This is a genomic window from Mycobacterium sp. 1164985.4, from assembly GCF_001668575.1.
Lineage (GTDB): Bacteria > Actinomycetota > Actinomycetes > Mycobacteriales > Mycobacteriaceae > Mycobacterium.
Genome location: NZ_LZMD01000066.1, coordinates 63394 through 75104, shown reverse-complemented (window position 1 = coordinate 75104; position 11711 = coordinate 63394). Strand labels below are relative to the sequence as shown.

General features: G+C 67.8%; 12 protein-coding genes. 11 read left to right on the top strand and 1 reads right to left on the bottom strand.

Annotated elements, in window-relative coordinates; genetic code table 11:
- The first annotated feature begins 18 nt into the window (after nt 1-18).
- The 7 genes from A5650_RS13550 (at nt 19) to A5650_RS13520 (ending at nt 5262) form a co-directional block, all read left to right on the top strand.
- Nucleotides 19-909 carry a ribokinase gene (locus A5650_RS13550; RefSeq protein WP_067291884.1) on the top strand — a complete coding sequence of 297 codons (891 nt, stop codon included), beginning with the start codon at nt 19-21 and terminating at the stop codon, nt 907-909.
- Nucleotides 906-1742, top strand: coding sequence for an enoyl-CoA hydratase/isomerase family protein (locus A5650_RS13545; RefSeq protein WP_067291881.1), 837 nt, complete (start codon nt 906-908; stop codon nt 1740-1742). Before A5650_RS13550 ends, A5650_RS13545 begins: the two co-directional genes overlap by 4 nt.
- 106 nt (nt 1743-1848) lie before the next feature.
- On the top strand, nt 1849-2178 hold the full coding sequence (locus A5650_RS13540) for an ArsR/SmtB family transcription factor (protein ID WP_067291878.1): 330 nt from the start codon (nt 1849-1851) through the stop codon (nt 2176-2178).
- Nucleotides 2178-2789, top strand: a complete 612-nt coding sequence (locus tag A5650_RS13535) for a cation efflux transmembrane domain-containing protein (protein WP_067291875.1) — start codon at nt 2178-2180, stop codon at nt 2787-2789. The genes A5650_RS13540 and A5650_RS13535 overlap by 1 nt, the downstream gene beginning before the upstream one ends.
- Before the next feature lie 22 nt (nt 2790-2811).
- Nucleotides 2812-3414, top strand: a complete 603-nt coding sequence (locus tag A5650_RS13530; RefSeq protein ID WP_067292022.1) for a methyltransferase family protein — start codon at nt 2812-2814, stop codon at nt 3412-3414.
- A 45-nt stretch (nt 3415-3459) separates the two neighbouring features.
- Nucleotides 3460-3642: a hypothetical protein gene (locus tag A5650_RS13525; protein WP_067291871.1), complete on the top strand. Its 183-nt coding sequence runs from the start codon at nt 3460-3462 to the stop codon at nt 3640-3642.
- Nucleotides 3643-3741: 99 nt separating this feature from the next.
- Nucleotides 3742-5262, top strand: coding sequence for an HNH endonuclease signature motif containing protein (locus tag A5650_RS13520; RefSeq protein WP_067291868.1), 1521 nt, complete (start codon nt 3742-3744; stop codon nt 5260-5262).
- A gap of 121 nt (nt 5263-5383) precedes the next feature.
- Here A5650_RS13520 and A5650_RS13515 read toward each other — a convergent pair whose 3' ends face one another.
- Nucleotides 5384-7426 carry an NAD(+) synthase gene (locus tag A5650_RS13515; protein ID WP_067291864.1) on the bottom strand — a complete coding sequence of 681 codons (2043 nt, stop codon included), beginning with the start codon at nt 7424-7426 and terminating at the stop codon, nt 5384-5386.
- Nucleotides 7427-7469: 43 nt separating this feature from the next.
- On the opposite strand from A5650_RS13515, the gene A5650_RS13510 reads away from it, so the two are divergent.
- From A5650_RS13510 to A5650_RS13495, 4 genes are read left to right on the top strand one after another with little or no spacing between them, the layout of a single operon-like run.
- The gene (locus A5650_RS13510; RefSeq protein ID WP_067291861.1) at nt 7470-8009 is read left to right on the top strand and encodes a cysteine hydrolase family protein; all 540 of its coding nucleotides are present in this window, start codon (nt 7470-7472) and stop codon (nt 8007-8009) included.
- Between the two features lie 35 nt (nt 8010-8044).
- On the top strand, nt 8045-10378 hold the full coding sequence (locus A5650_RS13505) for a molybdopterin oxidoreductase family protein (protein WP_067291858.1): 2334 nt from the start codon (nt 8045-8047) through the stop codon (nt 10376-10378).
- Complete coding sequence (locus A5650_RS13500; RefSeq protein WP_067085004.1) at nt 10375-10854, top strand: hypothetical protein; 480 nt, start codon at nt 10375-10377, stop codon at nt 10852-10854. Before A5650_RS13505 ends, A5650_RS13500 begins: the two co-directional genes overlap by 4 nt.
- 17 nt (nt 10855-10871) lie before the next feature.
- Nucleotides 10872-11711 carry an NAD-dependent protein deacetylase gene (locus tag A5650_RS13495; protein WP_067291855.1) on the top strand — a complete coding sequence of 280 codons (840 nt, stop codon included), beginning with the start codon at nt 10872-10874 and terminating at the stop codon, nt 11709-11711.

The following is an 11711-nucleotide window of genomic DNA, read 5'->3' as shown; positions in this document are numbered from 1 at the left end:
GCATTAGCGTTGTGATCCATGGCGCCGCGGGACTGCAGCCGGGTATGCGTGGTCGGCAGTGTTAATGCCGATTTGACGTTCACCGTCCGGTCCCTGCCCCGCCCGGGCCAGACCGTGCTGGCGTCCGATCTGTCGGCATCGCCGGGTGGCAAGGGCGGCAACCAGGCGGTCGCAGCGGCGAGGGCGGGCGCATGCGTGCAGCTGGTCGCCGCGCTGGGCACCGACGGGTCGGCCGACATGTTGCGGAACCACCTCAGCGCCAACGACGTCGGCCTCGACGGTGTCGTCACCGTTCCCGGCCCGAGCGGGTCGGCCGTCATCACCGTCGACGCGTCGGCCGAGAACACGATCGTGGTCGCGCCCGGCGCGAACGGCGTCTTGACCGTCGACTCCGCCGACATCCGCGCCGTCATCGCCGACAGCGACGTGGTGTTGCTGCAGCTGGAGATCCCGATCGCGACCGCCATCGCCGCCGCGCAGGTGGGCCGCGCCGCCGACGCCGTCGTCATCGTCAACGCCTCGCCGACCGGGGCGCCGCCGCACGATCTGCTGGCCCTGTCCCAGTCGGCCGACGTGGTCGTGGTCAACGAGACCGAGGCCAGCGAGTGGCACTGGCCCGTTCCGCACCTGGTGATCACGCGCGGTGCGCGCGGGGCGAGCTATCTGGGCGACGGCGAACGGTTCAGCGTCCCCGCCCCCGCGGTGCGGGCGGTCGACACCACCGGTGCGGGCGATGTGTTCGCCGGCGTGCTCGCCGCGCACTGGCTCGACGGTCACGAACTCGCCCTGCGACGAGCCTGCGCTGCGGCGGCGCTGTCGACACTCGTACAGGGGGCCGGTGACTGCGCGCCGTACGCCGAGGCCATCGACGATGCAGTGTCCAAGAGAGTGACAGAAAGGCAGATATGACGAGCACTCAGCCGAGCACCACCGACACCCCGCGGCCGCCCGACGGCGACTGGCTCGGCACTCCGTTCCTGAAGTTCACCCGCGAGGGGGCGTTCGGCGTATGCCGGCTCGACCGGCCGGAGGCGCGCAACGCGATGACGCCCGCGATGTACTTCGGCATCATGTACGCGGTCAAGCACGTCGAGAGCGATCCGGATCTCGCGGGCCTGTTGATCACCGGCACCGGCGAAGTCTTCGCGCCCGGCGGCGACATGGGTGGCGGCGGCGCCGACAACTGGATGACGTTCGGGTCGGCGCTGGGTATGGACGCGTTGCCGTTCGACACGCTGCGCCAGTCGGCGAAGCCGGTGGTGGCCGCGGTGAACGGGCTGTGCCAGGGCGGGGGGCTGCAGATCGCGCTGTGTGCCGACATCGCCGTCGTCAGTGACCGGGCCACGTTCCGGGTGCCAGAGCTGTACCGCGGGATCGCCGACACCTACTACAGCCACATGCTGGCGAGGCTGATCGGGCCGGTCCGCACCCGCGACCTGATGTTCACCGGGCGGACGCTGACAGCCGCCGAGGCGCACGACTGGGGCATGGTCGCGCGGGTCGTGCCGCACGACGAGCTGGCCGACGCGGCCCGCGAGGTGCTGGCGCAATGCTGCCGGACCGCGCCGGCGGCCCGAACCGTGGTCAAGTCCAGCCTCGACAACTACATCGGCCTCTACGACCGGATCGGCATGCAGGCCAGCCTTGGGGCGCCCGAGTCGATCGAGGGCTTCATGGCGTTCAAGGAGCGCCGCTCGCCGAATTGGGTGCACCCGGATCTGCGTATGGACGGCCGCCTCTAGGGCGATTTCGGTGCACTACCGGTCGCTCAGCGATTGGTAGTGCACCGAAATTGCAATAGATGGTTCAGGCTTAGCTGAATACAGCGTGTGATGTACTGTCTGCGCCATGCAGACGGTCACCCACAGCGATGCTCTGGCGCGGTTCGGTTGCGCCCTGTCGGACCCGACACGCGCCGAGATCCTGCTGATCCTGCGCGACGGTCCCGGCTATCCCTCGGAGCTGGCCGACAAGATTGGAGTCTCGCGCCAGATCCTGTCCAACCACCTGGCGTGTCTGCGGGGCTGTGGCCTGGTCACCGCACAGCCGGAGGGTCGCCGCAGCCGGTACGAACTCGCCGATGAGCGGATCGCACACGCGCTCGACGACCTGGTCGGCCTGGTGCTCGAGGTCGACCCGGCCTGCTGCCCCGCCGCCGCCGACGAGGCCTGCTGCTGATGGTGGCCCCGACCGCGGCCCGACGCGCGGTCCTGGCGCGTCGGATTCGCTGGCTCGTGGCGGCGACGATCACCTACAACGTCATCGAGGCGCTCGTTGCGCTGTGCGAGGGCAGGCGGGTGTCGTCGTCGGCGCTGATCGGCTTCGGTCTGGATTCGGTCGTCGAGATCGCCTCCGCCGCGGCAGTCGCGTGGCAGTTCGCCGCGCGTGATCCGGAGAGCAGGGAGAAGGCCGCACTGCGGTTCATTGCGTTGTCGTTCTTCGCCCTCGCGGCGTACGTCGCCACCGACGCCGCGCTGGCGCTCACCGGCCGAGGCGAGGCCGCGCCCTCGCTGGTCGGCATCGTGCTCGCTGCTCTGAGCCTGGCGATCATGCCCGCGCTGTCGTTGGCGCAGCGGCGTGCCGGCCGCGAGTTCGGGTCGACGTCCGCCGTGGCCGACTCCAAACAGACGCTGCTGTGCACGTATTTGTCGGCGATCCTGCTGGCGGGCCTGGCTCTCAACAGCCTGCTCGGCTGGTCATGGGCGGATCCGGTCGCCGCGCTCGGGATCGCGGTGATCGCGGTGCGCGAGGGGGTCGACGCCTGGCGCGGTGACCCGTGCTGCGCGTGAAAGCCGAAGGAAAGGAATGAACATGCCGGTCGTCGCCATCGTCCTGTTCATTGTGTTCGCTGCGCTCGGATTCGGTTGGCGCAGTTGGCAACAGAAGCGTCGCACCGGATCGACAGGCTTTCGCGGAATCAGCGGCCGCCCGCTGTCGCTCGAATGGTTCGCGGGTGTGGGGTTCATCGTGTCGATGGGCGCGGCGGTGTTCGCGCCGATCCTGCAACTGGCGGGCGTCGTCTCACCGCTGGCGCCGCTCGACCACCCGTGGCTCAACGTCGCAGGCATCGCGATCGCGGTGATCGGCATCGCCGCAACGCTGTACGCGCAGGTCGATATGGGCGAGTCCTGGCGGATCGGCGTCGACGCCAGTGAGACCACCACGCTGGTGCGCCGCGGCGTGTTCGGCTTGGTGCGCAATCCGATCTTCACCGCGATGATGGTCTTCGGCCTCGGAATCGCTTTGATCACACCGAATCTCGTCGCGGTGATCGGCTTCGTGCTGCTGGTCGCGACGATCGAAACTCAGGTCCGCGTCGTCGAAGAACCGTATTTGCTCACCGTTCACGGGGAAACCTATCGCGACTACCTCGCGACCGTCGGTCGGTTCGTGCCCGGCGTGGGCCGGCGCTGACGCGGGGCGCATGATCGACGGCCCTCCCGCCGTTACCGTGGGGCCATGGCACGCAATCAGACGAACAGCAAGCAGGAAGCGGGCTGGCGCTGGATGCCGCTCATCATCGGCCTGATCATCGGGTCGGCCGTGGCGGCGGCGACGGGCCAGTGGTGGTGGGTCACCATCGGAGCGCTGGCCGGCGCGGCCGCCGGCGCACTGTCCGAGCGGTTGCGCAACGAACCTTGACCGGCGCGGCTGGGCGTGTGCTCCAGCCGCTCGGCGCCGCAGCCAGGAACCGGTGCGGCCACCACACCGTTGGGGACCTCGACTTGTGTCAGACCTCGAATGTATGTTCGATATATGTCGGCGAGTCGGTTGCAGGAGGCGCTAGCCGGACTGAGCGCCGCTTATGAGGAGGTCGCCGCCTGCGGCTTGGACCTGTTGACCCGACACGATCTCCTCGGCGCTCTCGACGACGTGGAAACTCTGTCCTGTCAGCTGCCGTCGGTGCGTCAACGAATGCTGGCGCGTCTTCTGACCGAGACGACGCCCAATGAGTTGGGTGCTCACTCATGGAAAGAAGTGCTGCGGGTGCGCTACCGGATCTCGACGAGCGAGGCCAACCGGCGGTTGACCGAGGCCGAGCTGCTGGCCCCACGCCAAGCGGTGACCGGGCCCTCGCTGCCACCGGCCCTGCCCGCCACCGCAGCTGCCCAATCCCAGGGGTTGATCAACGCCGAACATGTCGAGGTCATCCGCAAATCGGTGAACAAGTTGCCCAGCTGGGTGGACGCGGCCACCCGCGAGCAGTTCGAACTCGACCTGGTCCGCGCCGCGGTCAAAGTCGGACCCAAAGAACTCACCGACACCGCCGACCTCACACTGTTTCTGCTCGACCAAGACGGACCCGAACCCACCGACATCGACCGCGCCCGCAAACGCGGAATCACAAAATCCAAACAAGGCCCCGACGGCATGGTGCAACTGCGCGCCACGCTCACCCCCGAAGCGTGGGCGGTGTGGGAAGCCATCTTCGCCAAATACGCCGCACCCGGGATGTGTAACCCCGACGATGCCGAACCGTGCACCTCGGGTACCCCGACCCAAGCCCAAATCGACAACGACCACCGCACCCTGGCCCAACGCCAGCACGACGCGCTGCTCGCCGTCGGGCGCATCGCGCTGATGAGCGGACAGCTCGGCCGGCTCAACGGCCTGCCGGTATCGATCATCATCCGCACCACCCTGCAAGACCTGCAGTCACGCGCCGGAGTCGGCACCACCGGCGGCGGCACCATCATGCCGATCACCGAGGTCATCCGGATGGCCGCCCACGCCAACCACTACCTGGCCGTGTTCGACAAAGCCACCGGATCGGCGCTGGATCTGTTCCGCACCAAGCGCATCGCCTCTGCCGCCCAACGGATCATGCTCATCGCCCGCGACGGCGGCTGCACCAAACCCTGCTGCACAATCGGCGCCTACGGCGCCCAGGTACACCACGTAGTGGCCGACTGGACCGACGGCGGCAACACCAACACCGACGAACTCGGCCTGGCCTGCGGACCCCACAACCGCAGCGTCACCACCGACCGCGGCTGGACCACCCGCATGAACGCCCGCGGCGAAGTCGAATGGCTCCCACCACCCGACCTCGACACCGGCCAAGCCCGAACCAACTACCACCACCGCCCCGAACGCCTCCTCCGACCCGACGACGAAGCCTTGGTTGAGGACGCGTCGAAGGACGCCTCGGTGTCGGCCGACGAAAACCCGGTCGCCGAAGCCGAACCGGGCGAAGCGCCATCACCCGGCGGAACAACTGAGCCCGGCGGGCCGTCACCTCCAGGAGACCAGGCCGCCTAACGGCCACCAAGGAACAACAGTCCCCCAACCAATGGTCGAAGCGGACTGTCCAAGGGTGGAGCGCGGGAATCGAACCCCGCTGTTTGTCGCGGACCCTCCACACCACCGACCAGCAGCGCCGCTAATCCTCGGGAATCTCGCGCTCGATCTCGTCGAGCCAGGTGCGGGCGGACATGTCCGACGGGGCCCGCCAGTCACCGCGCGGCGAGAGCGATCCGCCGTGGGAGACCTTGGGTCCGTTCGGCACGGCCGACCGCTTGAACTGAGCGAACGAGTAGTACCGCTGCGCGAACACCTGCAGCCAGTGCCGAATCTCCTTCAGCGAGTAAGACGGACGCTTGTCCTCGGGGTATCCGGTCGGCCAGTCGCCGCGCTGCGGATCGCTCCAGGCGTGCCACGCCAAGAACGCCACCTTCGACGGCCGGAACCCGAAACGCAGCACCTGAAACAGCGAGAAGTCCTGCAGCACATAAGGTCCGACCTTGGACTCGCTGCTCTGTATTTCCTCGTCCTCGCCGGCGGGAACCAGCTCCGGCGAGATCTCGGTGTCGAGCACCGACTGCAGCACCTCGTTGACCTTGTCGTCGAACTGCTTCGACGAGATCACCCAGCGAATCAGGTGCTGAATCAACGTCTTCGGAACCCCGCCGTTGACGTTGTAGTGCGACATCTGATCGCCCACACCGTAGGTCGACCAGCCGAGCGCGAGCTCGGAGAGGTCGCCGGTGCCCAACACGATTCCTCCGCGCTGGTTTGCCAGCCGGAACAGGTAATCGGTGCGCAATCCGGCCTGCACGTTCTCGAATGTGACGTCGTAGACCTTCTCCCCGCGGCCGAACGGATGGTCCATGTTCTTGAGCATCAACTCCGCCGTCGAGCTGATGTCGAGTTCGGCGAATGTCACACCGAGCGCCTCGGCCAACCGTTGGGCGTTGCCCTTCGTGCGCTCGCCCGTGGCAAAGCCGGGCATGGTGTACGCGAGAATGTCACTGCGCGGGCGCTCTTCGCGGTCCATGGCCCGCGCGGCGACGATCAAGGCGTGCGTCGAGTCGAGGCCCCCCGACAGGCCGAGGATGATCTTGGGAAAGTCCAACGCGCGCAACCGCTGTTCGAGCCCGGCCACCTGGATGCTGTAGGCCTCGTAGCAATCCTGTTCCAGCCGTTCGGGATCCGACGGGACGAACGGGAAACGCTCGATGTGGCGCAGTAGGCCGACATCACCGGACGGTGGATCGAGCTGGAACTCGACCCTGCGGTACGTGTCGGTCGACGCACTGTGATGCCTGCGGTTGTCGTCGAACGTGCCCATCCGGATGCGTTCGGAGCGCAGCAATTCCAGGTCGACATCGGCAACGGATCGGCGCTCGCCTTTGGGAAAGCGCTCGGATTGCGCGAGGCATTCACCGTTCTCCCAGATCATCGTCTGACCGTCCCAGGCGAGGTCGGTCGTCGACTCACCCTCCCCCGCCGCAGCGTAAACGTAGGCGGCCAGGCACCGCGCCGACGCGGAGCGCGCCAGTAGGCAGCGGTCCTCGGAACGTCCGATGGTGATCGGGCTTCCGGACAGGTTCGCCAACACCGTGGCCCCGGCCAACGCCGCCGGCGCGCTCGGCGGGACGGGCACGAACATGTCCTCGCAGATCTCGACGTGGAGCACGAAACCGGGCATGTCGGTCGCGGTGAACAACAGATCCGGACCGAACGGCACGTCGGCGTCACCCATCCGGATGGCGCCGCGGATGTCGTCGCCGGGCGCCATCTGGCGTCGCTCGTAGAACTCGCGATAGGTCGGCAGATACGACTTCGGCGCCACGCCGAGCACCCGCCCGCGGTGAATTACGACAGCGGTGTTGTAGATCCGGTGGCGATAGCGCAGCGGCGCACCGATCACCAGGACCGGCATCAGGTCGGCGGACGCCACGACGATGTCTAGCACCGCATCCTCGACCGCGTCGAGCAGCGCGTCCTGCATCACGATGTCCTCGATCGAATATCCCGACAGCGTCAGCTCCGGAAACACCGCGAGCGCGACGCTGTCGTCGTGGCAGGCGCGAGCCAACCGCAGCACCGACTCGGCGTTGGCCTGCGGATCCGCGAGCGTCGTGTGATGCGTGCAGGCGGCGACGCGGACGAACCCGTGCCGATACGCCGAGTAGAAATCCATGCCTCATTGTTGCCCGAAAACGGAACAGGGTATGCAAGACCCCATGAGTGACACCGCCGTGCTGGTCATCGACATGATGAACACCTACCAACATCCCGACGCCGAGAAGCTGGCGCCGAACGTCGCCGAGATCATCGATCCGCTCTCCAAGCTCGTCGCCGAGGCACGGGAACGCGACGACGTGGACCTGATCTACGTCAACGACAACTACGGCGATTTCACCGCGGAGTTCAGCGACATCGTGCAATCGGCCCTGAAGGGTGAGCGGCCGGACCTGGTTGAGCCGATCGTTCCGCAGAAGGGCTGCCGGCTGATGACGAAGGTGCGCCACAGCGCCTTCTACGCCACGGCACTCGCGTATCTGCTGGGGCAGTTGAAGCCTCAGCGGATCATCCTGACCGGACAGGTCACCGAGCAGTGCATCCTCTACACGGCGCTCGACGCATATGTTCGCCACTTCCCCGTCGTGGTCCCGCCGGACGCCGTCGCCCATATCGACCCCGAACTCAGCGACGCCGCGCTGACCATGATGAAAAGCAATATGAGCGCCGAGATCACGCCCGCGGCGCAGTGCTTGCAGTGAGGTTTCACCCGGCCTCGACCGGGTAGGCCGTCCGGGTGCCCGCCAATCGGATAGCCGAACCGTGGGGCGCGCGGACTCCGTATCCACGCGACGGTCACTGGCCTGCGCGACCGGACATGCATCTGGCCGACGGCGTGACACCGGAATCTGTTGACCGATGGGTGCAGTCGGCAGCCATCCTGCACTCCAACGGCGACGGCTTGGACATCGCGGTCAAGGACGACCGGATCGTCGGCGTGCGGGGCCGCGAGGGTGACCGTGTGAACCACGGTCGACTCGACCCCAAGGACTTCTACGGGTGGCAGGCCAACGCCTCGCCCGATCGTCTCAGCACACCGATGGTCCGCGTCAACGGCCAACTGACCGAATGTGATTGGGACACCGCCATGGATCAGCTGGTGCGACACAGCAAGCGGCTGCTCGACCGGTACGGCCCTTCGGCGTTCGGTTTCTACACCTCGGGGCAGCTGTTCCTCGAGGAGTACTACACGCTCGGGGTGATCGCCCACGGCGCGATCGGCACCAACCACGTCGACGGCAACACCCGCTTGTGCACCGCGACGGCCGCCGAGGCGCTCAAGGAGTCGTTCGGCTGCGACGGGCAACCCGGTTCCTACGCCGACGTGGATCACGCCGACGTCATCGCGCTGTACGGCCACAACGTCGCCGAGACCCAGACCGTGTTGTGGATGCGGATGCTCGACCGGCTGGCCGGACCCAACCCGCCGGCCATCGTGTGCGTCGATCCGCGGAAAACCCCGGTGGGCGAGCACGCGACGGTGCATCTGGCACCGCTGCCCGGCACCAACGTCGCATTGATGAACGGTCTCCTGCACGAGATCGTGGCCAACGACTGGATCGATCACGACTACATCCGCGCGCACGCCGTGGGTTTCGACGAGCTCCGCAAGCGCGTCGCCGAATTCCCGCCCGAGCGCGCCGCCGAGATCTGCGGCGTCTCCGCCGACGAAATCCGCGCCGCGGCGCGCTTGCTGGGCACCGCGCAACGACTGTTGTCCACGGTGCTGCAAGGCTTTTACCAGTCCCATCAGGCCTCGGCCGCCGCGGTTCAGGTCAACAACGTGCACATCCTGCGCGGCATGCTCGGCGAGCCGGGATGTGGGGTGCTGCAGATGAACGGTCAGCCGACCGCCGAGAACACCCGCGAATGCGGCGCTGACGGCGATCTGGCCGGCTTCCGGAACTGGTCCAACGACAGCCACATCCAGGAGTTGGCGCAGCTGTGGAACCTCGATATGACGCAGATCCCGCACTACGCGCCGCCCACACACGCGATGCAGATGTTCCGCTACGCCGAGCAGGGCACGCTGCGTCTGCTGTGGATCAGCGCGACGAATCCGGCGGTCTCACTGCCCGAGCTGCGCCGCATCCGCAGCATTCTGAGCCAGCAGCGACTGTTCGTCGTCGTGCAGGACATCTTCCCCACGGAGACAACCGAACTCGCCGATGTGGTGCTGCCGGCCGCCGCGTGGGGCGAGAAGACCGGCACGTTCACCAACACCGATCGCACCGTGCACCTGTCGGAGAAGGCCGTCGACCCGCCCGGTCAGGCCCGACCCGATCTCGACATCTTCCTGGACTACGCGCGCCGCATGGATTTCCGTGACCGCGACGGCGATCCGCTGCCGTCCTGGACGGACCCGGAGTCCGCGTTCGCCGCGTGGCAGCGCTGCAGCGCCGGGCGGCCGTGTGACTACACCGGACTGAGCTACGACAGGTTGCGCGGCGGCAGCGGAATCCAATGGCCCTGTAACGCCGAGCATCCCGACGGCACCGAACGTCTCTACGCCGACGGGAGATTCTGGGCGGCGCCCGACTACTGCGAGGCGTACGGCAAGGACCTGATCACCGGCGCACCGCTGGAGCCGACCGAGTACCGGGCGATGAACCCGGACGGCAAGGCGATCATCAAGGCGGCCGAATACCTGCCTGCGCATGAGATTCCGAGCGACGACTACCCGTTCGCGCTGATCACCGGCCGCACGGTGTACCAGTTCCACACCAGGACGAAGACCGGACGCGTCCCCGAACTCGCCGCAGCGGCCCCCGAGGTGTGGGTCGAGACAGCCGAGTCCGACGCGCACCGCCTCGGTGTCCGCGACGGCGACCTCGTCGAGGTCGAAACACCGCGCGGACGCGTCCGCGCCAAGGCACGCATCACCGGCATCCGCGCGGGGGTGCTGTTCCTGCCGTTCCACTACGGCTACTGGGACGCCGACGGCAGCGAGCACGACCGGGCCGCCAACGAGCTCACCATGACCGACTGGGACCCCGTGTCCAAGCAACCGATCTTCAAGACCGCGGCGGCCCGGCTGGCCGTCGTCCCGACCGGAGCGGAGTCACGATGAAACTCGGCCTGGCGTTGCGCGAACTGCACCGCTCCGAACTGCGGCTGGCCCGCTCGCTCGACGCGATCGCCGCGCGCCACCACAACGACCACGGCATCTATCACGTCGCGATGGACCTCACCGTCTGGTCGCGCGAACACGTCGACCTGATCGCACAGATCGGGCCCCGCTACGGCGTGCGGTTGCGCGCACATCCGCGGACCAAGGCCGTCACCGAAGTGGCCCAACAATGGGTCAGCGACCGGCTGGGCCGACGGCCCGAGCCCGCCCTGCTGTTGTTGGCGGATCTGAGGCGGCTGCACCGGCTGGCGGCCGGCGTCTCGCTGGACTGGGAACTGCTGGCCCAGGGCGCCCAGGCCGCCAAGGACGAGCGGCTACTGGAGCTGACCCAGCGGTGCCATCCACAAGCCCTCCGACAGATGCGGTGGGCGAACGCGATGCTCAAGGAGCTCTCGCCGCAGGCGCTGGCCAACTAGCGCCTACTCTCGATCTGGTGGAGGCACCCGAACTCGTCGCCCTGCTGCGTGACCGGCGCCTCGCCGTGCTCACCGGCGCGGGCATGTCCACCGACTCCGGGATCCCCGACTACCGCGGGCCGGACTCTCCGCCGAGCAACCCGATGACGATCCGGCAGTTCACCTCCGACCCGGTGTTCCGGCAGCGCTACTGGGCGCGCAACCACCTCGGCTGGCGCCACATGGACGCCACGCTGCCCAACGCCGGCCACCGCGCCCTGGCCGCGCTCGAGGCGGCGGGTGTGGTGTCGGGGCTGATCACCCAGAACGTCGACCTGCTGCACACCAAGGCGGGCAGCGACAACGTCGTCAACCTGCACGGCACGTATGCGCAGGTGATCTGCTTGGACTGTGCGCAAACGATGAGCCGAGCCGCCCTCGCCGATCTGCTCGAGGAGGCCAACCCGGGCTTCGCGCAGCGAGTCGCGGAGTCCGTCGGCGGCATCGCGGTCGCTCCGGACGCCGACGCCGTCGTCGGCGAGACCGGCTCCTTCCGCGTCGTCGACTGCCCCCGCTGCGGCGGCATGCTCAAACCCGACATCGTCTACTTCGGCGAGAGCGTGCCGAAAGAGCGTGTGGCCGAGGCGTATTCGGTTGTCAACGCGGCCGACGCCCTGCTGGTCGCCGGGTCGTCGCTGACGGTGTACTCGGGCTATCGGTTCGTGCGTCACGCCGCCGCGGCGGGTATGCCGGTCGCGATCGTCAACCGGGGGCCGACCCGCGGCGACGCGTTGGCGACGGTCAAGGTCGACAACGGATGCTCACCCATGCTGGCGCTGCTCGCCGACGAGCTGCCCGCGGTCGCGACCTCGGCCTGA